Origin of the sequence: Streptomyces sp. NPDC093225, from assembly GCF_044753805.1 — a bacterium.
Taxonomy (GTDB): Bacteria; Actinomycetota; Actinomycetes; order Streptomycetales; family Streptomycetaceae; genus Streptomyces.
In genome coordinates this window covers 38,454-59,955 of the sequence record NZ_JBIVNX010000037.1, presented here as the reverse complement: position 1 = coordinate 59,955, position 21,502 = coordinate 38,454, and the positions used below count along the sequence as shown (strand labels likewise).

Here is a 21,502-nt window from a genome sequence, read left to right as displayed (position 1 = left end):
CGCGCCCCGGCGCCACGGGCCCGGCCTCCGGGCCCGCGCGGAGTACGAGAAGGGCCCCCGGCCGGTGCGCCGGGGGCCCTTCTCGTCCTGCGGATACCCCACGGGGGTCAGTGCTTGGGGGTCCAGAAGTCGAGGAGGGTGCCGACCCCGTGCTCGACGGACTTCCAGCTGCCGCTGAACCCGATGATGGCGACGGCCGCGGTCGGGAAGCCGCTGCGGGCCATGCGTGCGAGGGTGTCGCCCTCGGCCCGGCCGGCGAGGGCGTCGGCCAGTGCGTGCATGCCCGGGTTGTGGCCGATGACCAGCAGGTCGTGCACGTCGTCCGGGGTCTCGTTGACCAGGGCGATCAGCTCGCCGAGGGAGGCCTCGTACAGGCGCTCCTCGTAGACGGTCTTGGGCCGGTGCGGGAGTTCCTGGACGGCGAGCTTCCAGGTCTCGCGGGTCCGGGCGGCGGTGGAGCACAGGGCCAGGTCGAAGGTGATGCCGGTTTCTGCCAGCTTCAGCCCGACGGCCGGGGCGTCCGCCCTGCCCCGGTCGGCCAGCGGCCGCTCGTGGTCCGACACCTCGGGCCAGTCGGCCTTGGCGTGCCGGAGGAGGACGATCCTGCGGGGTGTATCGGCGCTCATGGCTCCCAGCTTCGCACGAAATGAGCCATGGGGCGCAGGGTGTTGAAGGGCTCACCCCATGGAGGCGGATGTGCTCCGGCGCGCGGGTGTCAGGGCAGTGCGCGCACCAGCTGCTCCAGCAGCGGGACCAGCGTGGAACCCGCCCCCGGCTGGTGCGCTCCGGCCGCGCCCGGGCCGGACAGGAGTACGAGGAGCGCCGCGAAGGCCGCGACCGGCAGAGCGAGGGCCCACCAGCGCAGGCGGGTGTCGGGGCCGGTGCCGGGGGTACGGCCGAAGGGCGACGACGTCCGGTGGACGGTCCGGATCTGGGTGGGGGCCGACATGACCGCCTCCGTGTGGGTGGGCTCGGCTGGGCTGCTGGGAGTGCCGCGTTGTCTCCGCCGCTTCGAATGCCGCGTCGTCTTCGCTGCTTCGAATCTAGGGATCCGGTGCAGCGGTTCCCATCAGGTGATCCACCCACTCGACCCTGAGCCCCACCCCCTAGGGGACGGGGGGTTATCCCTACCCCGGCCGCCGCGCGGGGCGCGTCAGGGGGAGGCGAACGTGGCGATGATCGCGACGATCACCGTGACACCGAGCATGGCGCCGAGGACGAGGGCCAGCTTCCGACGGCCGTTCTGGGGGTTCGGTTCGAGCACGGGCTGCATGGGCTCAGTCTCCCATGCCTCATTCCCCCTCGATCGTGCGGTCCCGGCCCGCGAGGACGCCGACCACCATCTGCGGCACCATCAGGCCCGCCATGACCGCCAGCGGCAGGTCCCAGCCGCCGCTGTGCTGGTACAGCATGCCGATGAGCAGGGGGCCGGGGAGGGAGATCAGGTAGCCGGCGCTCTGCGCGAAGGCGGACAGCCTGGCGACGCCGGCCGCGGACCGGGCACGCAGTCCGATCATGGTGATGGCCAGCGGGAACGCACAGTTCGAGACGCCGAGCAGCATGGCCCAGACCCAGGCCCCGTCGGCGGGAGCGGCGTACAGGCCGGCGTACCCCGTCAGGCCGAAGAGGCCGAGGGCGACGACGATCACGCCCTGGTTGCGGACGGCCCCGGCCAGCCGCGGGATGACGAAGGCCAGCGGCACGCCCATGACCATGGTGACGGCGAGCAGCACCCCGGCGCCGTCGGCCGAGACGCCCGAGTCGCGGAAGATCTGGGCCAACCAGCCCATGGTCACGTACGCGCCGGTGGCCTGGAGGCCGAAGTAGCCGGCCAGCGCCCAGGCGGTGCGGCTGCGGGTGACCCGGGGGCCCGCGGCGTCGGCGGTCGGACGGCCCGCACCCGGGGACGCGGCGCCGGGCGCGACGGCCCGCTCCCGGCGCGCCTCCCGACGGGCCTCGCGGGCCACCGCGAGCCAGGGCAGGACGGCGGCCAGGGCGAGGACGGCCCAGACCAGCAGGCCGGTGCGCCAACTGCCGCCGAGGGCCCGGGTCATCGGGACGGTGGCCGCGGCGGCCAGCGAGGTGCCGATGGCCAGCGCCATGGAGTACAGGCCGGTCATGGTGCCGACGCGGTCGGGGAACCAGCGCTTGACGATCACCGGGAGCAGCACGTTGGTGAGCGCGATGCCGGCGAGCGAGAGGGCGCTGGCCGCCAGGAAGCCGCCCGTGCTGCCCGCGAAGGAGCGGACCACCATGCCGGCGGCGACCGCGGCCATGCCGGCGCACACGACGGCGGCGGGGCCGAACCGGCGCGAGAGCCGGGGCGCGGTGACGCCGAAGACCGCGAAGCAGAGGGCGGGCATCGAGGTGAGCAGGCCGGCGACGGTGCCGCTCATGCCGAGGCCCGCACGGGTCTCCTCCAGGAGGGCCCCGAGGCTGGTGATCGCCGGTCGCAGGTTGAGGGCCGCGAGGACGATGGCGACGACGACGAGCGGCCCGAGCCAGCGGGGGGCCTCGTGGGCGGGCCCCGCGGCGGGGCCGCGGAGGGTGGTGGCGGCGCTGCTGCCGGGTGCGGCCGCGCGGCCGAGGGTGCGGGTCTTCTCATCGCGCATGCCACCCATCATAGATTCATGGGATGATTGGTTGTCCAGCGGTGGTCCGGCCCGCTCCGATCGCCGGTACCGCTACGGTGTCGTCCCGTCCACTACCCCCAGGAGGGTCCATGCCGCTGACCTCGCCCCGCCGCTCCGCACTCGTCGACCAGGTGATCTCCCAGCTCAGGAACCAGATCACGTCGGGCGAGTGGCCGGTGGGATCGCGGATCCCCACCGAGCCGGAGCTGGTCGAGCAGCTGGGCGTGGCCCGCAACACCGTGCGCGAGGCGGTCCGCGCGCTCGCGCACAACGGCCTGCTGGACATCCGGCAGGGTTCGGGCACCTACGTCCTCGCGACGAGCGAGCTGGCGGGGGTCATGCACCGCCGGTTCGCGGGCGCCGACCCGCGGCACGTCGCGGAGCTGCGGTCGACGCTGGAGTCCTCGGCGGCACGGCTGGCGGCGGAGCGGCGCACCGAGCGGGACCTGGGTCAGCTGGACGCGCTGCTGGCGCGGCGCGAGGAGGCGTGGGCGTCCGGGGACGCGGAGGTGTTCGTGGCGGCCGACATCAGCCTGCACATGGCGGTCGTGGCGGCCTCGCACAACGACGTCCTGGTCGGGCTGTACGCCGACCTGGGCGACCTGCTGCGCGACTGGCTGCGCGACGACGTGGGCACCGAGCTGACGCCGGACACCCACATGGACCACGGCCGCCTGGTGGAGGCGATCCGGCGCGGGGACGGGGACGCGGCGGCCTCCGAGGCCGCGGGGTACCCGTTCGAATGGCTGAAGGAAGCCCCGGGGCGGGCGCGCGACTGACCCGGGCGCGCGACTGACCCCGGGGGGCCGTGGTGCGTGGGTCCCCTCGCCTCTTGACCCGCCATGGCCTGCAGGCCCTGCGGCAGGCCCACCCCTGGGGCTTCGGGGCCTCCGGCCCTGGCCTACGGCCACCCCAGGCCCGGGCCTGCCTCCGGACCAGCCTGCCACGACGCCTCAAGAGGCTCCCCCACACACCACGGCACCCACTCGCTGAGCGGGGCATCCCCGCCCCCGCGCGCGAGCGACGGACCCGCGGCTCCCTCCCGCCGGGCGTGGTGGCACTAGAAGGGCTCGGCCGCGAGGAGCAGTCGTCGGGGCAGGTACGGGGACTCGACGCGGACCTCCCAGCCCCGGCGACGGGCGTGGCAGGCCAGCGCCAGGACGTCGAGGTCGATCGACGCGTCGACGTCGTCGGCCCGGTCGGCCACCCGGAAGTGGTCGCGGTAGGCCTCCAGGGCGTCGGCCAGGGCCAGGTTGAAGCTCTCCTCGTCCCCCTCGACGAGCTGAGAGAGCAGCACCGCCGGCGGCGGCCGGAAGCCCCAGTCCCGGGCCTTCTCGACCTCCCGCAGCGCGCGCTCGGTCGCCGGCCCGGCGTCCTCTCCCTTCAGGTACGCGTGGAGGGCCACCCGGTACGCGGCGAACGCGGAGCGGTCCTCCTCCGCGTACCCGGGGCCCGTCAGGACCAGCGGTGCGAGGTCCTCGCGCGCGCCGGTGACCAGGGCGAACGCGATGGCGGTCTGCCAGGCGCCCGGGCCCGCCTCGTCGCGGCAGGCCGGGTAGCGCAGCGTGCGGCCGTCGATCTCCACCTCGGCCTCGGTGCCCGGCTCGGCCAGCGCGATCGTGAACAGCGCCGCACCGAGCCGGGAGGCCAGCCGCAGGTTGGCGAGCTGGGCATCGGTGGCGTCCGCGGAGCGCGCGGCCCGCGTCTTGAAGAGGATGTCCTGGTAGCCCACCGCGCTCTCGAGCCGCCACGCCTTGAGGGGCTCGCCGTCCCCGGAGGTGAGGGCCTTGCGGGTGCTCTCCTCGAACCGGGCCTCGTACTCCGGGCCGGAGGTCCGCTCCACGGCCGGCCGCTCGACCACGAGGGGTCCGGCGGCCAGGGCGGCGACCGCGTCGGCGCGCCGGTCGCGGCCGAAGCCCCCGACCCGGGGACCGGCGGTCTCGAAGCCGGTGACCAGGGCGCGCGGCAGGTAGTCGGTGTCGACGGCCGGCGACCAGCCCAGGGTGCGGTACGCCAGTGCGGCGAGGGCGATCGGCAGCAGCGGCAGGAGGCTGCGCGGGCGGGCGCCGGGCCCGGGCAGCTCGGTCAGCGGGAGCAGCAGCGCGGCGAGCCCGGCGTCGAAGGCCTCCCGGTCCTCGACGACCAGGGCGCGCAGGGTGCGCAGGGCCACCGCGTCCGGCCGGTCGAGCAGCTCCGCGCCGCGCTCCCGGGCCCGGGCGGCGATCCGGGCGAGCGCGGCGTCGACCGCGACGGTCTTCTGCTCCGCGGTCGGCGGGTAGTCGTCGTCGTCGTTCCCGGTGTCGCCGACGACCTGGGCCATGAAGCCGGCGACGAGTTCGACGGCGGGGTCCCCCGCCGTGTCGTCGCCGAACTTGTGGCGGGCGAAGTGGAACGCCTCCCCGTGGTACGAGGCCTTGCCGGCGAGGACCGCGAGGCAGAACGCGTCGAGCCACTCGCCCGGGGTGACCGACTCCTCGGGGTGCTCGGTGTCGCCGCGGTCGTACCCCATCCCGAAGTTCACGTAGTCGAGGTGGATGTGGAAGCTGTCGTGCGGGTGGTACGCGGCGTAGGTGACGGCGCCGGCCGCGGCCTCGGTGGCGTCCTTGAGCACGGCCCTGGCCTCGGGGTGGTCGAGGTCGGGGGTGTCGACGGACAGGGCGCCGAGGTAGTCGAGGAACTCCTCCGAGAGGTACTGCCACTCGTACGTGGCCATCCGGCCGCCCCGCGACATGGACCGGACCTCTCCCCCGATCCGGTTCACGAAGTCCGTCCGCGCGGCCGAAACCGCTCCCTGGCCGACCTGGTGACGCTCTATCCGCACTGCCCCGCTCCTTGATCGCTGAACTGCGGCCAGCGTAGGGACGGGGTCTGACAGTCCGTCGGCGGGGCGGACGCGGCGCACCGGGCGGCGGCCGGGTCTCAGCCGCGCTGGTGGCTCACCCAGGCCGACCGCACTTCCTTCCAGCAGCGCCCGGTCAGCTGCAGCTGGTCCGCCGGCCCCACGGCCACCGCCACGCTGTCGCTGTCGAGGTCCCACCACCGGTCGCACTCGATGTGCAGGCGCACCAGGTCGGTCCTCGGGTACGGGTTGTGGCAGCGCGCCGTGACGTGGGACCCCGCGATGTCGGTCTCGCAGTCGGCCCCGAACAGCTCGCGGCGCCCCGGCCGTGCCGGCTGGGCCGGCGGCTCGACGGGGAGCTCCGCAGGATCCACGCCCGCCTGGCCGCCGGGGAAGGCGTCGGCGGGGTCCGGCAGCGCCTCCGCCGCGGCGGGCGCGTCGGTCTCCGCCGCCGCGTCGGCCGCCGCCCCGGGCGCGAGGAGGCCGGTCAGCACGATGGCGGCGGCCAGCAGTGTCGTCGTACGGCTGCGGATCGGACGCACCCCGGTCCTCCCTCCCGCGAGTCGGCCCGGAAGCCCCCGCTCGACGCTCCCCGGGCGTGATCAGTCTGCGGGAAACGCGAGGGCCGCGCCTCCCGGAGGAGGCGCGGCCCAGGTGGGTACGCGCGGCGGCTGGCCCGTACGGGTGAACCCGGTGCGGGTCAGGCGCCCATGATGTGCACGCCGCCGTCGACGTGCACGATCTCGCCGGTGGTCTTCGGGAACCAGTCCGAGAGCAGGGCGACGACGCCGCGGCCGGCCGGCTCCGGGTCGTTCATGTCCCACGCCAGCGGGGAGCGGTGGTTCCACACGTCGGCCAGGTCGGAGAAGCCCGGGATGGACTTCGCGGCCATGGAGCCGAGCGGGCCGGCGGAGACCAGGTTGCAGCGGATGCTCTCCTTGCCCAGGTCGCGGGCGAGGTAGCGGCTGGTGGCCTCCAGCGCGGCCTTGGCCGGGCCCATCCAGTCGTACTGCGGCCAGGCGTACTGGGCGTCGAAGGTGAGGCCGACGACGGCCGCGCCCTCCGCCGGGAACAGCGGCTTGCAGGCCATGGTCAGCGACTTCAGGGAGAACGCCGAGACGTGCATCGCGGTGGACACCGACTCGAACGGCGTGTTCAGGAAGTTGCCGCCGAGGGCGTCCTGCGGGGCGAAGCCGATCGAGTGGACGACGCCGTCGAGGCCGCCGAGCTCGTCGCGGACGACCTGCTCCAGCCGGGCCAGGTGCTCGTCGTTGGTGACGTCGAGCTCGATGACCTTGACGGGCTTGGGGAGCTTCTTGGCGATGCGCTCGGTCAGGGTGGGCCGGGGGAAAGCGGTGAGGATGACCTCGGCGCCCTGCTCCTGGGCCAGCTTGGCGACGTGGAAGGCGATGGAGGACTCCATCAGCACACCAGTGACCAGGATGCGCTTGCCGTCGAGAATTCCGCTCATGGTGATCAGTGACCCATGCCCAATCCGCCGTCAACGGGAATGACGGCTCCAGTGATGTACGACGCGTCGTCCGACGCGAGGAAGCGCACGGCCGAGGCGATCTCCTCGGGCTGCGCGTAGCGGCCGAGCGGCACCTGGGAGACGATGCCGGCGCGCTGCTCGTCGGTGAGCACCTTCGTCATGTCGGTGTCGACGAAGCCGGGGGCGACGACGTTGAAGGTGATGTTGCGGGAACCCAGCTCGCGGGCGAGGGAGCGGGCGAAGCCGACGAGGCCGGCCTTGGAAGCGGCGTAGTTCGCCTGGCCCGCCGAGCCCAGCAGGCCGACGACGGAGGAGACGAGGACGACGCGGCCCTTCTTGGCGCGCAGCATGCCGCGGTTGGCACGCTTGACCACGCGGAAGGTGCCGGTGAGGTTCGTGTCGAGGACGGACGTGAAGTCGTCCTCGGACATGCGCATCAGCAGCTGGTCCTTGGTGATGCCGGCGTTGGCCACCAGCACCTCGACCGCGCCGTGCTCGCCCTCGATCTCCTTGTAGGCCTGCTCCACCTGCTCGGCGTCGGTGATGTCGCACCGGACGGGCAGCACGCCCAGCTCGACGAGCTCCTGCGGGGGCTCCCCCGAGCGGTACGTGATCGCGACCTTGTCGCCCGCGTCGGCGAAGGCGCGGGCGATGGCGAGGCCGATGCCCCGGTTTCCTCCGGTGACGAGAACCGAGCGGCTCAACGGATCACCCTTTCCCTAGCTGTCTGGACAGCGAAAACCTATCGGTCCAGTCGTGTGTACGCAGAATCGGTCCTCGACAGGGCCTGAAGTCGACGGCTGTCGAGTCCCTACAGAAAGAGGTATGCATTCCGGGCGTCGGCGCGACATGATCGGGGCGACCGGTCCCGACCACAGGGAGACATCCGTGCCTCATTCCATCGACGCGGCGTTCACCGCGCTGCCGCTGCGGGCGCTCGCCGACGCGGCGCTCGCGCGGGCGCGCGCTCTGGGCGCCGAGCATGCCGACTTCCGGCTCGAGCGGGTCCGCAGCGCCTCCTGGCGGCTGCGGGACGCCAAGCCCGCGGGCTCCTCGGACACCACCGACCTCGGCTTCGCCGTCCGGGTGGTGCACGGGGGCAGCTGGGGGTTCGCCTCGGGCGTGGACCTGACCATGGACGGTGCGGCGCGGGTGGCCTCGCAGGCGGTGGCCATGGCGCAGCTGTCGGCGAAGGTGATCAAGGCGGCCGGCTCGGCCGAGCGGGTGGAGCTGGCGGACGAGCCGGTGCACGCCGACCGGACGTGGGTCTCGGCGTACGAGATCGACCCGTTCACGGTGCCGGACGAGGAGAAGGCCGCGCTGCTCGCCGACTGGAGCAACCGGCTGCTGGCGGCGGACGGCGTCGCGCACGTGGACGCCTCGCTGCTGGCCGTGCACGAGAACAAGTTCTACGCGGACACCGCGGGCACCGTCACGACCCAGCAGCGGGTGCGGATCCACCCGCAGCTGACGGCGGTGGCCGTGGACGAGCGGACCGGCGAGTTCGACTCGATGCGCACGATCGCGCCCCCGGCGGGCCGCGGCTGGGAGTACCTGCGGGGCACCGGCTGGGACTGGGACTCCGAGCTGGAGCGGATCCCGGGGCTGCTGGCGGAGAAGATGCGGGCGCCGAGCGTCGAGGCCGGCCGGTACGACCTGGTGGTCGACCCGTCGAACCTCTGGCTGACGATCCACGAGTCGATCGGGCACGCCACCGAGCTGGACCGGGCGCTGGGCTACGAGGCGGCCTACGCCGGCACCTCGTTCGCGACGTTCGACCAGCTCGGCACCCTGAAGTACGGCTCCCCGATCATGAACGTGACCGGTGACCGGACCGCGGAGCACGGCCTGGCCACGGTCGGGTACGACGACGAGGGCGTCGAGGCGCAGAGCTGGGACCTCGTCAAGGACGGCACCCTGGTCGGCTACCAGCTGGACCGGCGCATCGCGAAGCTGACCGGCCTCGGCCGCTCGAACGGCTGCGCGTACGCGGACTCCCCCGGGCACGTGCCGGTGCAGCGGATGGCGAACGTCTCGCTGCAGCCGGACCCGGGCGGGCTGTCGACGGAGGACCTGATCGGCGGGGTCGAGCGGGGCATCTACGTGGTCGGCGACCGCTCCTGGTCGATCGACATGCAGCGCTACAACTTCCAGTTCACCGGCCAGCGGTTCTTCCGGATCGAGAACGGGCGGCTGGCGGGCCAGCTGCGGGACGTCGCCTACCAGGCGACCACCACCGACTTCTGGGGCTCCATGGAGGCCGTGGGCGGCCCGCAGACGTACGTCCTGGGCGGTGCCTTCAACTGCGGCAAGGCCCAGCCGGGCCAGGTCGCGGCCGTCTCGCACGGCTGCCCGTCCGCGCTGTTCCGCGGCGTCAACATCTTGAACACCACGCAGGAGGCCGGCCGATGACCCGGAGCACGAAGCCGCACGAGATCGTCGAGCGGGCGCTGGAGCTGTCCACGGCCGACGGCTGCGTGGTGATCGCGGACGAGGAGTCGACCGCGAACCTGCGCTGGGCGGGCAACGCGCTGACGACGAACGGCGTCACCCGCGGCCGCACCCTCACGGTCATCGCCACCGTGGACGGCAAGGAGGGCACCGCCTCCGGCGTGGTCTCCCGCTCCGCCGTCACGGCCGAGGACCTCGAGCCGCTGGTACGGGCCGCCGAGGCGGCGGCGCGCGGCGCGGGTCCGGCCGAGGACGCGCAGCCGCTGGTGACGGGGGTCCCGTCGTCCCCCGACTTCACCGACGGGCCGGCCGAGACCTCCTCGGCGGTGTTCGCGGACTTCGCCCCGGCGCTCGGCGAGGCCTTCGCCCGGGCCCGCGAGGGCGGTCGTGAACTGTACGGGTTCGCCAACCACGAGCTGGTCTCCACGTACGTCGGCACGTCGACGGGGCTCCGGCTCCGGCACGACCAGCCGAACGGGACGCTGGAGCTGAACGCGAAGTCGCCCGACCGGCAGCGGTCGGCCTGGGCCGGCCGGTCCACCCGTGACTTCAAGGACGTCGACCCCGGGGCGCTGGACGCGGAGCTGGCCCGCCGGCTGGGCTGGGCGGAGCGGCGCATCGAGCTGCCGGCCGGCCGCTACGAGACGCTGCTGCCCCCGACGGCCGTGGCGGACCTGCTGATCTACCAGATGTGGTCGGCCGCGGCGCGGGACGCGACCGAGGGCCGCACCGTGTTCTCCAAGCCCGGCGGCGGCACCCGGCTCGGCGAGCGGCTCTCGCCGCTGCCGCTGACGCTGCGCAGCGACCCGAACGAGCCCGGCCTGGAGGCGGCGCCCTTCGTCATCGCGCACAGCTCGGGCGACGACGCGTCGGTGTTCGACAACGGCCTGCCGGTGCCGCCGGTGGAGTGGGTGCGCGGCGGCGAGCTGGCCCACCTGACCACCACCCGGCACACCGCGGCACTGACCGGACTGCCCTCGGCCCCCGGCTTCGGCAACCTGGTCCTGGACGCGGGCGGGGAGAAGTCCCTGGACGAGATGGTGGCGGCCACCGAGCGGGGTCTGCTGCTGACCTGCCTGTGGTACATCCGCGAGGTCGACCCGGCGACGCTGCTGCTGACCGGCCTGACCCGGGACGGGGTGTACCTCGTCGAGAACGGCGAGGTCGTCGGCGAGGTGAACAACTTCCGGTTCAACGAGTCCCCGGTGGACCTGCTGTCCCGGGCCACCGAGGCCGGCCGTACCGAGAAGACCCTGCCGCGCGAGTGGAGCGACTGGTTCACCCGGGCCGCGATGCCCGCGCTGCGGATCCCCGATTTCAACATGAGCTCGGTCAGCAAGGGCGTGTGACCCCCATAGACTGAGATCCACGCGCCCCGGCGCGTGCCGCGGCCACCGCACCGGCCGCTTCTCCACCATTCGAAGGAGTCGAAAGACCGTGACGGACATCGTCGACGAACTGAAGTGGCGCGGGCTGTTCGCCCAGTCCACCGACGAGGACGCCCTGCGCAAGGCGCTCGCGGACGGTCCGGTCACCTTCTATTGCGGCTTCGACCCGACGGCCCCGTCGCTGCACGTGGGGCACCTGGTACAGGTGCTCACCGTGCGCCGGCTCCAGCAGGCCGGCCACCGGCCGCTGGCGCTGGTCGGCGGGGCCACGGGGCAGATCGGTGACCCGCGCCCGACGGCCGAGCGGACCCTGAACGACCCGGAGACGGTCGCGAACTGGGTCAACCGGCTGCGCACCCAGATCGAGCCGTTCCTGTCCTTCGAGGGCGAGAACGCCGCGGTGATGGTGAACAACCTGGACTGGACGGCGGGCCTGTCCGCCATCGAGTTCCTGCGGGACATCGGCAAGCACTTCCGCGTCAACAAGATGCTGACCAAGGACTCGGTCGCCCGCCGGCTGGAGTCCCAGGAGGGCATCAGCTACACCGAGTTCAGCTACCAGCTGCTGCAGGGCATGGACTTCCTGGAGCTGTACCGGCGCCACGGCTGCACGCTGCAGCAGGGCGGGTCCGACCAGTGGGGCAACCTGGTGGCCGGCCTCGACCTGATCCACAAGCTGGAGCCGCACGCGCAGGTGCACGCGCTGGCCACCCCGCTGATGGTCAAGGCGGACGGCACGAAGTTCGGCAAGACCGAGAGCGGCGCCGTCTGGCTGGACCCGGAGCTGACCACGCCGTACGCGTTCTACCAGTTCTGGCTGAACGTGGACGACCGGGACGTCTCCACGTACCTGCGCATCCTGTCCTTCAAGAGCCGCGAGGAGCTGGAGGCGCTGGAGGCGCAGACCGCGGAGCGGCCGCAGGCGCGCGCCGCGCAGCGCGCGCTGGCCGAGGAGCTCACCACGCTGGTGCACGGCGCCGACCAGTGCGCCGCCGTGATCGCCGCCTCGAAGGCCCTCTTCGGGCAGGGCGACCTGGCGGAGCTGGACGAGGCCACGCTGGCCGCGGCCCTCTCCGAGCTGCCGCACGCCACGGTCTCCGAGCTCGTGGCGGTGCCGGACCTGCTCGCCGAGACCGGCCTGGTCGCGAGCAAGTCGGCCGGTCGCCGTACGGTCAAGGAGGGCGGGGCGTACGTGAACAACGTCAAGATCACCGCCGAGGACGCCGTCCCGGCCCGGGAGGAGCTGCTGCACGGGCGTTGGCTGGTGCTGCGTCGCGGCAAGAAGAACCTGGCCGCGGTGGAGCTCACCGGCTGACGGCGCCGACGACGGCTCCGGGCCCTCCCGGCAGCACACGGCGAAGGGGCCGGTCCGCACGCACCGTGCGGGCCGGCCCCTTCGCCGTACCCGTGGGCCTCGACGGGAGCCCACGGGTACCGCTCCCCGTCACGTCGTCTGGCCGCGCTTGCCCCGGATCGCCATGTACATCATGTCGCCGAGCGCCACGACGGCGATCGCGCACGCCAACTGCAGCAGGTGGCGGGTCCAGTCGACGCCCCGGGTGTCCGCGACCCCGATCCAGCCGGCCACCGCGTTGCCGAGGATGGCGCCGGCCATGCCGAAGAGGGTCGTCAGCCACAGGGGCTGGTGCTGCTTGCCGGGCAGGACCGCCCGGGCGATGAGCCCGAGCACGAAGCCCACGATGATCGCCCACAACCAACTCATGTCGCCTCCTCATGCGGCATGCCGCGTTTACCGCGCAGGTGCGCTCAAGTCTCGTCCGACCGGGCGAATTACGCATGTCGGACGCCTCCGTCCGGGGGAGGTCATCGCGGCCGTCCGCCGAAGGCCCGACCCCCGCCCTCGGCAGCACCCGGGACCGGGCGTACCGTGGAGGTCCGGCCCGGGCGAGGAGGCTGCCCGGCGGCACGATGGGGTGGTGGAGCGGTGCGGAAGCGGAACGGTACCGAGGTGTTCCGGATCACCGGAGCCCGGCAGGGACTGGCCGAGGACGTACGTGGTCGCCAGCGCCGCTACGTGATCTCGATGGGCATCCGCACGGTGTCGGTGATCCTCACCGTGCTGTTGTGGAACGTCGAGCGGTACGTGGCCGTGGTCACGCTCGTCGCGGGCGCGCTGCTGCCGTACGTCGCCGTGGTCATCGCCAACGCGGGGCGCGAGCGGGCGCCCTCCCTGCCCTCGCACTTCGTCCCGGCGCCGGTGCGCCCGGCACTGGACGCGGGAAACCTCAATAAAAGCTCAGATCAATCATGAAGTTCCGCTGCACCGCACCGGGTCCTGCGTGACATACTGCCTAGGCGCTCCGCATCCCCCGTCGGAGCGACAGACCGACGCCGGGCAGCTCCCCCCGTGGCTGCTCGGCGTCGTCATTTCGTCTTCTAGGGTTGAGGCGTGATCCTCCCCATCGGACCCGACGAGTCCCCCGCCACCCCGATCTGCTCCGCCAAGGGCTGCCGCGCCGCCGCGGTCTGGGTCCTGGCCTGGAACAACCCGAAGCTGCACACGCCCGAGCGTCGCAAGACGTGGCTGGCGTGCGAGGAGCACCGCGAGCACCTGTCCCAGTTCCTGGGGGTGCGCGGATTCCTCAAGGACGTCGTGAAGTTCGAGGACTGGCAGGACCCGGAGGTCCTGTAGGCACCGTGGGCCGCGTGGGCTCCGGGGGCCCCGGGGCCCCGGAGCCCCCGGAGCCCCCGGAGGTCAGCCGCCGATGGCCGACATCGGGCGGTCGGGCTGGAGGAAGGACGGGTCGTCGAGGCCGGAGCCGGCCTTCTTCCCCCACATCGCCACCTTCCACAGGCGGGCGATCTCCTCGTCCGGGGCACCCGAGCGCAGGGCTCCGCGCAGGTCGGACTCCTCGGTGGCGAACAGGCAGGTGCGCACCTGGCCGTCCGCGGTCAGCCGGGTCCGGTCGCAGGCCCGGCAGAACGGCCGGGTGACGGAGGCGATGACCCCGACGGTGGCCGGGCCGCCGTCGACGATCCAGCGCTCGGCGGGGGCGGAGCCGCGTTCGGCGGCGCCCTCCTCGGTGAGGGTGAAGCGGGTGCGCAGCGAGGCGAGGATGTCCCCGGCGGTGATCATGCCGTCGCGCTTCCAGCCGTGCTGGGCGTCGAGCGGCATCTGCTCGATGAAGCGCAGTTCGTAGCCCTGCTCGACGGCCCAGGCCAGCAGGTCGGGGGCCTCGTCGTCGTTGAGGCCGGGCATGAGGACGGCGTTGACCTTGACCGGGGTGAGGCCCGCGTCGCGGGCGGCGGCCATGCCGTCGACCACGTCGTGGTGGCGGTCGCGGCGGGTGAGGGTCTTGAAGACGTCCGGGCGCAGGGTGTCGAGCGAGACGTTCACGCGGTCGAGGCCGGCGGCCTTGAGGGCGGCGGCGGTGCGCTTGAGGCCGATGCCGTTGGTGGTCAGGGACATCCGGGGGCGCGGCTCCAGGGCGGCGCACTGCTCCACGATGCCGACCAGGCCGGGGCGCAGCAGCGGCTCGCCACCGGTGAAGCGGACCTCGGCGACGCCGAGGTGGGTGACGGCGATCCGGACCAGGCGGACGATCTCTTCGTCGGTGAGCAGGTCGGGCTTGGCCAGCCACTGCAGGCCTTCCTCGGGCATGCAGTACGTACAGCGCAGGTTGCACCGGTCCGTGAGAGAGACCCGCAGGTCGGTCGCCACGCGGCCGTAGGTGTCGATGAGCACTGTGGCCCCCTCCCGTGTCCGGATGTGTAGAGGTTCAGCTACGTGTTCGAGCCTACGCGACGCGTGTTACGGACAGAGGTGCCCGAAGGAACGAGACGCGGCGAGGCCGCGTCGTAGAGAAGTACGACGCGGCCACGCTGCGTGAACGGCGGGTGCCGGAGGGCAGCCGCCGGATCCCGTGGGGGGGGTCAGTGGGCGCCCGTGCCGGTGAGCGAGCGGACCTCCAGCTCGGCGTACTTCTGCTGGTCGGCGGGCTCCTTGGACAGGACGGTGCCGAGCCAGCCGAGCAGGAAGCCGAGCGGGATGGAGACGATGCCGGGGTTCTCCAGGGGGAACCAGTAGAAGTCGGCGTTCTTGAACATCGACGTCTCCTTGCCGGAGACCACCGGCGAGAAGAGGACGAGGACCACCGAGGAGATCAGGCCGCCGTAGATGGACCAGAGCGCGCCCCGGGTGGTGAAGCGCTTCCAGAAGAGGCTGTACAGGATCGTCGGCAGGTTGGCCGAGGCGGCGACGGCGAAGGCGAGGGCGACCAGACCGGCGACGTTGAGGTCCCGGGCCAGGGTGCCCAGGCCGATGGCGACGGCGCCGATGCCGACGGTGGCCCAGCGGGCGGCCCGTACCTCTTCCTGCTCGGTGGCGTTGCCCCTGCGAATCACGTTGACGTAGAGGTCGTGCGCGAAGGACGAGGAGGAGGCGAGGGTGAGGCCGGCGACGACCGCGAGGATGGTGGCGAAGGCGACGGCGGAGATGACGGCCAGCAGGACCGCGCCGCCGGTGGAGCCGGCGCCGCCCCCGACGGCCTCGGCGAGCATGGGCGCGGCGGTGTTGCCGGCCTTGTTGGACGTGGTGATCGCGTCGCGGTCCAGGAGGGCGGCGGCGCCGAAGCCGAGGGCGATGGTCATCAGGTAGAAGGCGCCGATGATGCCGATGGCCCAGTTCACGGACTTGCGCGCGGCCTTGGCCGTGGGAACCGTGTAGAAGCGGATCAGGATGTGCGGCAGGCCCGCGGTGCCCAGGACCAGGGCGAGGCCGAGGGAGATGAAGTCGAGCTTGGTGGTGGCGTCCTTGCCGTACTTCAGACCCGGCTCCAGGAAGGAACTGCCCTTGCCGCTGTTCTCGGCGGCCCGGCCGAGCAGCTCGGAGATGCTGAAGTCGAACTTGAGCATCACCAGGAAGGTGATGAGCAGGGCGCCGGCGATGAGCAGGACGGCCTTGACCATCTGCACCCAGGTGGTGCCCTTCATGCCGCCGATGGTCACGTAGACGATCATCAGTACGCCGACCAGGGCGACGATCGCGACCTTGCCGCCGTCGCTGGTGATGCCGAGCAGCAGCGAGACCAGGACGCCCGCGCCGGCCATCTGCGCGAGCAAATAGAAGATGGAGACGACGATGGTGGACGTGCCGGCGGCGGTGCGGACGGGGCGCTGGCGCATCCGGTAGGCGAGGACGTCGCCCATCGTGTAGCGGCCGGAGTTGCGCAGGGGCTCGGCGACCAGGAGGAGGGCCACCAGCCAGGCCACCAGGAAGCCGATGGAGTACAGGAAGCCGTCGTAGCCGAAGAGGGCGATGGCCCCGGCGATGCCGAGGAACGAAGCGGCGGACATGTAGTCGCCGGAGATGGCCAGGCCGTTCTGGAAGCCGGTGAACTGGCGGCCGCCGGCGTAGAAGTCGGCGGCGCCGCGGGTCTGGCGGCCGGCCCAGATCGTGATGATCAGGGTGGCGACGACGAACAGGGCGAAGAGGGTGATGATCAGGGGACGGTGCTCGGTGGCGGCCCCGGCCGCGAGCGGGACGGCCGGGGTGTGCGCGATGCCGCTCATGCGCCGTCCTCCATACCGGACTTGATGGACTCCGCCTGCGGGTCGAGGACGGCGGCGGCGTGCCGGGAGTACCACCAGGCGATCAGGAACGTGGTGGCGAACTGGGCGAGTCCGAGCACGAGGGCGACGTTGACGTTGCCGAGGAGCTTGATGCCCATGAACCCGCCGGCGTAGTTCGACAGCAGCACGTAGACCAGGTACCAGGCGATGAACGCCACGGTGAGCGGGAAGGCGAACGAGCGGTAGGAGCGGCGCAGCTCGCCGAACTCCGGGCTCTGCTGGACGGCGGCGAACTCCTCGGCCGAGGGCCCGGGCCGGCGCGTGCCCGCGCTGCCGGGGGGCGGGGGTGCTTCGGTGCTCACGGGGTCTCCTTGCGGGGCGGGTGCGATGGGAGCGGACAAAACGACCTCCGTGGGGGGAAGGTGTGACACGTTCCCCCTGTCAACGGCACGGACGGCAGGGCTGGACGGTTCAACACCCGATTTTTCTTTCGGAATTCATTGCTCAAGCGGGAAGATCGGCGCTAGCTTCACTCGTCATGTACCCGTCCAGCGCAACCTGCGCGGACGGCTTTTTCACGGATGATGTGGAGAACCCATGGCTCATCTGGGATCCGGACGCCGACGCCTGCTGGCCGTGCCGATCGGTCTGGCGCTCACGGCTTCGCTCGGTGTCCTCCCCGCGATGACGGCCTCGGCGGCCACGCTCGACGGAGTGGCCGCGACCGCCTCGGACTACACCGGTCCGAAGCTGTCGTACGTGGTCAACCTGGAGCGCACCGGTCCGGGTACGGCCAAGCAGGTGACGAAGGCGATCGAGGCGGTGGGCGGCACGGTCGTGCACGCCTATGAGCAGATCGGCGTCGTCGTCGTCCACTCCCAGAACCCCGACTTCGCGAAGCAGATCCGCGCCGCGAAGGGCGTGACCTCGGCCGGTGCCACCCGCACCGCCCCGCTGTCGCCCGTCCAGACCACGGAGGAGGGCAGCACCCAGGTCCTCACCGCGGACGAGGCCGCCAAGGCCGCCGCCGAGGCCGCTCCCGGTCAGGAGCCGCTGGAGCCCAACCAGTGGGACCTCCGGAAGATCAAGGCCGACGAGGCGCACGCGATCAACCTTGGCAGCTCCAAGGTGACCGTCGGCGTCATCGACACGGGTGTCGACGACACCCACCCCGATCTGGCCCCGAACTTCTCCAAGGACCAGTCGGCCAACTGTGTCGGCGGCGTCGCGGACCAGACGGACGGCGCCTGGCGCCCGTACGCCGACGGCAGCGACCACGGCACGCACGTGGCGGGCACCATCGCGGCGGCCCGCAACGGCGTCGGCATCAGCGGTGTCGCCCCCGGCGTGAAGGTCGCGGGCATCAAGGTCAGCGAGCCGGGCACCAGCCTCTTCTTCACCGAGGCCGTGGTCTGCGGCTTCGTGTTCGCCGCCGAGCACAACATCCAGGTGACGAACAACAGCTACTACGTCGACCCGTGGTACTTCAACTGCAAGGACGACGACGACCAGAAGGCCCTCGTCGAGGCCATCGGGCGCGCCACCAAGTACGCCGAGCGCAAGGGCACGCTCAACGTGGCCTCGGCCGGCAACTCGAACTGGGACCTGGCCGGCGAGTCCATCGTCGACACCACCAGCCCCGACGACGCCACCCCGGTGACGCGCACCATCGACCCGCGCAAGTGCCTCGACCTGCCGACGCAGCTGCCGGGTGTCGTGTCGGTGTCGGCCACGGGTGACCAGGGCCTCCGCTCGTACTACTCGAGCTACGGCCTGGGCGTCATCGACGTCGCCGGCCCCGGCGGCGACAAGTGGCAGGTGCCGGACACCCCGGACAAGAACGGGCGCGTCCTGTCGACCCTGCCGGGCGGCGGCTACGGCTACAAGCAGGGCACCTCGATGGCCGGCCCGCACGTGGCGGGCGTCGCGGCGCTCATCAAGAGCAAGCACCCGAACTTCACCCCGGCCCAGGTGCAGGCGCTGATGAAGGCCGAGGCGGACGAGATGGCCTGCCCCGACAAGGTCTACGACGCCACCGGCGCGCTGGTGGACGCCACCGCGACGTGCAAGTCGTACGGCACCCAGACGGGCTACTACGGCGCGGGCCTGGTCAACGCGCTGCGCGCCGTGAAGTGGTAGCAGCAGCCTGACCCGCGGTACGTCACACGCGGGGGAGGGGCCGGGCGGAATCGTTTCGCCCGGCCCCTCTCGTCATACTCGGCCGGGTCAGGGCTTGATGAGCACCTTCAGGGCGGAGCGGTCGTCCATCGCGCGGTAGCCGTCGGGGACCTCGTCCAGGGTGACCGCGCGGTCGAAGACCGGGGACGGGTCGATGGTGCCGTCGAGGACGTCCGCGAGCAGCTCGGGCAGGTACGCCCGGACCGGGGCGACTCCGCCGCGCAGGGTGATGTTCCGGTCGAACATGACGCCGAGGTCCAGGCCGGTGCCGCTGCCGTGCGGCACGCCCACGTAACCGATGGCGCCGCCGTCGCGGGTGATGTTCACGGCGGTGCGCATGGACTGCTCGGTGCCGACGGCCTCGACGACCGCGTGCGCGCCCTGGCCGCCGGTGAGCTCGCGCACGGCGGCCTCGGCGGCCTCCCCGCGCTCGGCGACCACGTCGGTGGCGCCGAAGCGCTTGGCGATGTCGGTACGGGCGCTGTGCCGGCCCAGCGCGATGATGCGGTCGGCGCCCAGTCGCTTGGCCGCCAGGACGCCGCACAGACCCACCGCGCCGTCGCCCACCACGGCGACGGTGGAGCCCTCGCGCACGCCCGCGCCGAGGGCGGCGTGGTGACCGGTGCCCATGACGTCGGAGAGCGCGAGCAGCGCGGTCAGCAGGTGGTCGTCGGAGGCGGCCGCGGCGGGCAGCTTCACCAGCGTGCCGTCGGCGTGCGGGACGCGGACGGCCTCGCCCTGACCGCCGTCGAAGCCCACGGAGCCCCAGAAGCCGCCGTGCACGCAGGACGTGTGCAGGCCCTCGCGGCAGTAGTCGCAGGTGCCGTCGGACCACATGAAGGGGGCCACGACGAGGTCGCCGGCGCGGAAGCCGGACACCTCGGAGCCGGTCTCCTCGACGATGCCGAGGAACTCGTGGCCGATGCGCTGGCCCGGCTCGCGCTTGGCCTCGCCGCGGTAGGCCCACAGGTCGCTGCCGCAGATGCAGGCGCGCAGCACGCGGACGACGGCGTCCTGCGGCTGCTTGACGGCGGCGTCGGGCACCTCCTCCACGCGGATGTCGTGCGGGGCGTGGATGACGGTGGCGCGCATGTTCGGCGTTCCTTGCCTTCGGGTACTGGCCCGCCGGATCCGGATCGCGGCCCGCGCGGGTATGACGTCCCTACCGTACGCCCGGGTGGTCGGCCGGGCCCGGGCGGAGGGGGTCGTTCCGCGACGGGTGCGGAGACACCCCGCCTATGGGCGAAGGGTGCGTACGCCGGGCCGCAGGCCGCCCGCGGCCAGCAGGTACTGGGCCGCGAGGTACGTGAGCATGATCCAGAAGTCGGGCCGGGGAAGCTGGGGCCACTCGGCCACGCCCGTGGCGATCAGGGTGTCGGAGAGCAGGAACAGCGCCCCGCCGATGCCCGCGACCGGGCCCAGGACGCCTGAGCGGAAGGCCATGGCGGTCAGCAGCAGGCTGTAGCCCGCCACCGGGATGCGCAGCTCGGCCGGCAGGTCGGACCAGAGCAGGCTGACGGTGGTGACCAGGGCGAGGGCGTACGCCGCTCCGAGCAGCGGATGGGCGCGGGCGCGGCCGAAGAGCACGAGGTAGCAGACGTGCCCGAGGGCGAAGGAGCCCATGCCGACGAGGAAGGCCGGGTCGGCGTCGAAGAGCAGCGCCAGGTCACCGCCCCACCCGAAGGCGAGCGCGGCCACCAGCAGCCAGGGGCCGCGCCGGGTCAGGACGTAGCCCACGAGCAGCGGCATCAGCAGCGGCTTGGCGAGCACGTGCCCGGGGTGCCAGCCGGCGAGCAGGGCGCCGAGGTCGAGGACGGACGCGGCGCCGAAGGCGACCAGCAGCCCGCGGGCCACCGCGTCGCGGTGCCCGGCGACCTTGGGCGCGGCCCAGGAGGGCACGCGGAGCCCTGCGGCGGTGCCGCCGACCGGGTCGGGCGTCGGGGCGGTGCGGGCGCTCATGCGGGGGACTCCGTGGGGGTCGAGGGGGTGGGGGCGGCGGGTGCGGTCGGGACGGGAGCCGGGGCCGGGGCCGGGGCCGGGGCCGGCTGCCAGCCGGGGCCCTTGAAGACCCGGCCGGTCCGCTCGCGCCAGCTCGTGGCGGCCCGTACGTCGCGGGCGATGGCGGCGTACTCGTGGGTGGCCACCCGCAGCGGGTTGTGGGTGGCGATGTTCTTCGTCAGGCCGAAGACCGGCCGTTCGGTCTCGGCCGTGAACGAGCCGAACGTCCGGTCCCAGACGATCAGGATCCCGCCGTAGTTGCGGTCCAGGTAGCCGCCCTGCGAGGCGTGGTGCACGCGGTGGTGCGAGGGGGTGTTGAAGACGTACTCGACGGGGCGCGGCAGCCTGTCGATCCGCTCGGTGTGGATCCAGAACTGGTACAGGAGGTTCACCGAGTAGCAGAAGGCCAGCGCCGCCGGGTGCACGCCGAGCGCGATCAGCGGCAGGTAGAAGGGCCACGAGGTGGCGCCGGTCCAGGGCTGGCGCAGCGCGGTGGAGAGGTTGAACCTGCGGCTGCTGTGGTGCACCACGTGCGAGGCCCACAGGATGCGGACCACGTGGTGGCTGCGGTGCTGCCAGTAGTAGCAGAAGTCCTGCGCGAGCAGCATGAGCGCGAAGGTCCACCACAGGAACGGCACCCGCAGCGGGGTCAGTTCGTACACCACCGTGTAGAGCGCGACGAACGGGATCTTCGAGAAGAAGTCGAAGAAGAGGCTGCCGAGCCCCATGGTCAGGCTGGTGGCCGTGTCCTTCGCCTCGTACCCGGCGGCGTCCTCGTCCGGATGGACCCGGTAGCTCACCGCCTCCAGGACCGTGAGCAGCACGAAGGCGGGTATGGACCACAGCACGACGTCGGGCAGGTTCGGCATGCCCGCACCATAGGGCTGGGGGCGCGGCACCGCTAGAGGTTGTTACCGATCGGTATCCGGCGGGGTTACCGAGGGTTCGCGGGATAGGGTCCGTGCACGTTCCAGGGGAGGGGGTCCGGGGG

The 21,502-nt window shown here is 72.5% G+C and carries 22 protein-coding genes; 7 read left to right on the top strand and 15 right to left on the bottom strand.

Translation table 11 applies throughout. The features are described from left to right. Window positions 1–107 precede the first annotated feature (107 nt). From ACIQCH_RS27950 to ACIQCH_RS27935, 4 genes are all read right to left on the bottom strand, one after another. On the bottom strand, window positions 108–626 hold the full coding sequence (locus ACIQCH_RS27950) for a SixA phosphatase family protein (RefSeq protein WP_402585290.1): 519 nt from the start codon (window positions 624–626) through the stop codon (window positions 108–110). An 89-nt stretch (window positions 627–715) separates the two neighbouring features. Further along, a complete protein-coding gene (locus ACIQCH_RS27945) occupies window positions 716–949 on the bottom strand; it encodes a hypothetical protein (RefSeq protein WP_402585288.1) in 234 nt (77 codons plus the stop codon). Window positions 950–1,153: 204 nt separating this feature from the next. Next, the gene (locus ACIQCH_RS27940) at window positions 1,154–1,273 is read right to left on the bottom strand and encodes an SGM_5486 family transporter-associated protein (RefSeq protein WP_267884798.1); all 120 of its coding nucleotides are present in this window, start codon (window positions 1,271–1,273) and stop codon (window positions 1,154–1,156) included. Between the two features lie 19 nt (window positions 1,274–1,292). Beyond that, entirely contained in the window at window positions 1,293–2,612 is a 1,320-nt protein-coding gene (locus ACIQCH_RS27935; protein ID WP_402585286.1) for a CynX/NimT family MFS transporter, read from the bottom strand. Window positions 2,613–2,722: 110 nt separating this feature from the next. Here ACIQCH_RS27935 and ACIQCH_RS27930 point away from each other — a divergent pair, with 110 nt between their 5' ends. Continuing rightward, a complete protein-coding gene (locus ACIQCH_RS27930) occupies window positions 2,723–3,412 on the top strand; it encodes a FadR/GntR family transcriptional regulator (RefSeq protein ID WP_402585284.1) in 690 nt (229 codons plus the stop codon). Window positions 3,413–3,693: 281 nt separating this feature from the next. On the opposite strand, the gene ACIQCH_RS27925 is transcribed toward ACIQCH_RS27930, so the two are convergent. The 4 genes from ACIQCH_RS27925 to fabG all read right to left on the bottom strand — a co-directional run bounded on the left by ACIQCH_RS27925 (window position 3,694) and on the right by fabG (window position 7,668). After that, entirely contained in the window at window positions 3,694–5,454 is a 1,761-nt protein-coding gene (locus tag ACIQCH_RS27925; RefSeq protein ID WP_402585282.1) for an Imm49 family immunity protein, read from the bottom strand. 98 nt (window positions 5,455–5,552) lie between these two features. Next, on the bottom strand, window positions 5,553–6,014 hold the full coding sequence (locus tag ACIQCH_RS27920; RefSeq protein WP_402585280.1) for a hypothetical protein: 462 nt from the start codon (window positions 6,012–6,014) through the stop codon (window positions 5,553–5,555). 158 nt (window positions 6,015–6,172) lie between these two features. Beyond that, window positions 6,173–6,943: an enoyl-ACP reductase FabI gene (fabI, locus tag ACIQCH_RS27915; RefSeq protein ID WP_402585278.1), complete on the bottom strand. Its 771-nt coding sequence runs from the start codon at window positions 6,941–6,943 to the stop codon at window positions 6,173–6,175. 5 nt (window positions 6,944–6,948) lie between these two features. Further along, window positions 6,949–7,668, bottom strand: coding sequence for a 3-oxoacyl-[acyl-carrier-protein] reductase (gene fabG / locus ACIQCH_RS27910; RefSeq protein WP_402585276.1), 720 nt, complete (start codon window positions 7,666–7,668; stop codon window positions 6,949–6,951). Window positions 7,669–7,852: 184 nt separating this feature from the next. Between fabG and ACIQCH_RS27905 the strand changes: the two genes are divergently transcribed. The 3 genes from ACIQCH_RS27905 (at window position 7,853) to tyrS (ending at window position 12,118) form a co-directional block, all read left to right on the top strand. After that, window positions 7,853–9,376 (top strand): TldD/PmbA family protein, encoded by a 1,524-nt coding sequence (locus tag ACIQCH_RS27905; protein WP_402585274.1) that lies wholly within the window; start codon window positions 7,853–7,855, stop codon window positions 9,374–9,376. After that, window positions 9,373–10,764 carry a metallopeptidase TldD-related protein gene (locus tag ACIQCH_RS27900; protein WP_402585272.1) on the top strand — a complete coding sequence of 464 codons (1,392 nt, stop codon included), beginning with the start codon at window positions 9,373–9,375 and terminating at the stop codon, window positions 10,762–10,764. Before ACIQCH_RS27905 ends, ACIQCH_RS27900 begins: the two co-directional genes overlap by 4 nt. An 88-nt stretch (window positions 10,765–10,852) precedes the next feature. Next, on the top strand, window positions 10,853–12,118 hold the full coding sequence (gene tyrS / locus ACIQCH_RS27895; RefSeq protein ID WP_402585270.1) for a tyrosine--tRNA ligase: 1,266 nt from the start codon (window positions 10,853–10,855) through the stop codon (window positions 12,116–12,118). Between the two features lie 129 nt (window positions 12,119–12,247). On the opposite strand, the gene ACIQCH_RS27890 is transcribed toward tyrS, so the two are convergent. Further along, complete coding sequence (locus tag ACIQCH_RS27890) at window positions 12,248–12,526, bottom strand: GlsB/YeaQ/YmgE family stress response membrane protein (protein WP_402585268.1); 279 nt, start codon at window positions 12,524–12,526, stop codon at window positions 12,248–12,250. A gap of 222 nt (window positions 12,527–12,748) precedes the next feature. Between ACIQCH_RS27890 and ACIQCH_RS27885 the strand changes: the two genes are divergently transcribed. Further along, complete coding sequence (locus tag ACIQCH_RS27885; RefSeq protein ID WP_402585266.1) at window positions 12,749–13,075, top strand: DUF3099 domain-containing protein; 327 nt, start codon at window positions 12,749–12,751, stop codon at window positions 13,073–13,075. A gap of 141 nt (window positions 13,076–13,216) precedes the next feature. Next, complete coding sequence (locus ACIQCH_RS27880; protein ID WP_402585330.1) at window positions 13,217–13,456, top strand: hypothetical protein; 240 nt, start codon at window positions 13,217–13,219, stop codon at window positions 13,454–13,456. Window positions 13,457–13,519: 63 nt separating this feature from the next. Here the strand turns inward: ACIQCH_RS27880 and moaA are convergent, their stop codons facing one another. The 3 genes from moaA to ACIQCH_RS27865 all read right to left on the bottom strand — a co-directional run bounded on the left by moaA (window position 13,520) and on the right by ACIQCH_RS27865 (window position 16,697). After that, window positions 13,520–14,509, bottom strand: coding sequence for a GTP 3',8-cyclase MoaA (moaA, locus tag ACIQCH_RS27875; RefSeq protein ID WP_402585264.1), 990 nt, complete (start codon window positions 14,507–14,509; stop codon window positions 13,520–13,522). A 188-nt stretch (window positions 14,510–14,697) separates the two neighbouring features. After that, window positions 14,698–16,335 (bottom strand): cation acetate symporter, encoded by a 1,638-nt coding sequence (locus ACIQCH_RS27870; protein ID WP_402585262.1) that lies wholly within the window; start codon window positions 16,333–16,335, stop codon window positions 14,698–14,700. Next, on the bottom strand, window positions 16,332–16,697 hold the full coding sequence (locus tag ACIQCH_RS27865; RefSeq protein ID WP_402585260.1) for a DUF485 domain-containing protein: 366 nt from the start codon (window positions 16,695–16,697) through the stop codon (window positions 16,332–16,334). Before ACIQCH_RS27865 ends, ACIQCH_RS27870 begins: the two co-directional genes overlap by 4 nt. Window positions 16,698–16,932: 235 nt before the next feature. Here ACIQCH_RS27865 and ACIQCH_RS27860 point away from each other — a divergent pair, with 235 nt between their 5' ends. Then, window positions 16,933–18,474: a S8 family peptidase gene (locus ACIQCH_RS27860; RefSeq protein ID WP_402585258.1), complete on the top strand. Its 1,542-nt coding sequence runs from the start codon at window positions 16,933–16,935 to the stop codon at window positions 18,472–18,474. An 87-nt stretch (window positions 18,475–18,561) separates the two neighbouring features. Here ACIQCH_RS27860 and ACIQCH_RS27855 read toward each other — a convergent pair whose 3' ends face one another. From ACIQCH_RS27855 to ACIQCH_RS27845, 3 genes are all read right to left on the bottom strand, one after another. After that, window positions 18,562–19,605 carry a zinc-dependent alcohol dehydrogenase family protein gene (locus tag ACIQCH_RS27855; RefSeq protein ID WP_402585256.1) on the bottom strand — a complete coding sequence of 348 codons (1,044 nt, stop codon included), beginning with the start codon at window positions 19,603–19,605 and terminating at the stop codon, window positions 18,562–18,564. 144 nt (window positions 19,606–19,749) lie between these two features. Then, window positions 19,750–20,472 carry a lysoplasmalogenase gene (locus ACIQCH_RS27850; RefSeq protein ID WP_402585254.1) on the bottom strand — a complete coding sequence of 241 codons (723 nt, stop codon included), beginning with the start codon at window positions 20,470–20,472 and terminating at the stop codon, window positions 19,750–19,752. Then, window positions 20,469–21,380: a sterol desaturase family protein gene (locus ACIQCH_RS27845; protein WP_402585252.1), complete on the bottom strand. Its 912-nt coding sequence runs from the start codon at window positions 21,378–21,380 to the stop codon at window positions 20,469–20,471. Before ACIQCH_RS27845 ends, ACIQCH_RS27850 begins: the two co-directional genes overlap by 4 nt. Between the last annotated feature and the right edge of the window lie 122 nt (window positions 21,381–21,502).

Bases quoted from the DNA above. Each gene is read 5' to 3' on its own strand.
- ACIQCH_RS27860 (WP_402585258.1), top strand. From the start codon at position 16,933: ATGGCTCATCTGGGATCCGGACGCCGACGCCTGCTGGCCGTGCCGATC.
- ACIQCH_RS27900 (WP_402585272.1), top strand. From the start codon at position 9,373: ATGACCCGGAGCACGAAGCCGCACGAGATCGTCGAGCGGGCGCTGGAG.
- ACIQCH_RS27945 (WP_402585288.1), bottom strand. From the start codon at position 949: ATGTCGGCCCCCACCCAGATCCGGACCGTCCACCGGACGTCGTCGCCC.
- ACIQCH_RS27870 (WP_402585262.1), bottom strand. From the start codon at position 16,335: ATGAGCGGCATCGCGCACACCCCGGCCGTCCCGCTCGCGGCCGGGGCC.
- ACIQCH_RS27950 (WP_402585290.1), bottom strand. From the start codon at position 626: ATGAGCGCCGATACACCCCGCAGGATCGTCCTCCTCCGGCACGCCAAG.
- ACIQCH_RS27855 (WP_402585256.1), bottom strand. From the start codon at position 19,605: ATGCGCGCCACCGTCATCCACGCCCCGCACGACATCCGCGTGGAGGAG.
- fabI (WP_402585278.1), bottom strand. From the start codon at position 6,943: ATGAGCGGAATTCTCGACGGCAAGCGCATCCTGGTCACTGGTGTGCTG.
- ACIQCH_RS27845 (WP_402585252.1), bottom strand. From the start codon at position 21,380: ATGCCGAACCTGCCCGACGTCGTGCTGTGGTCCATACCCGCCTTCGTG.
- ACIQCH_RS27940 (WP_267884798.1), bottom strand. From the start codon at position 1,273: ATGCAGCCCGTGCTCGAACCGAACCCCCAGAACGGCCGTCGGAAGCTG.
- ACIQCH_RS27850 (WP_402585254.1), bottom strand. From the start codon at position 20,472: ATGAGCGCCCGCACCGCCCCGACGCCCGACCCGGTCGGCGGCACCGCC.
- ACIQCH_RS27930 (WP_402585284.1), top strand. From the start codon at position 2,723: ATGCCGCTGACCTCGCCCCGCCGCTCCGCACTCGTCGACCAGGTGATC.
- ACIQCH_RS27890 (WP_402585268.1), bottom strand. From the start codon at position 12,526: ATGAGTTGGTTGTGGGCGATCATCGTGGGCTTCGTGCTCGGGCTCATC.
- ACIQCH_RS27935 (WP_402585286.1), bottom strand. From the start codon at position 2,612: ATGCGCGATGAGAAGACCCGCACCCTCGGCCGCGCGGCCGCACCCGGC.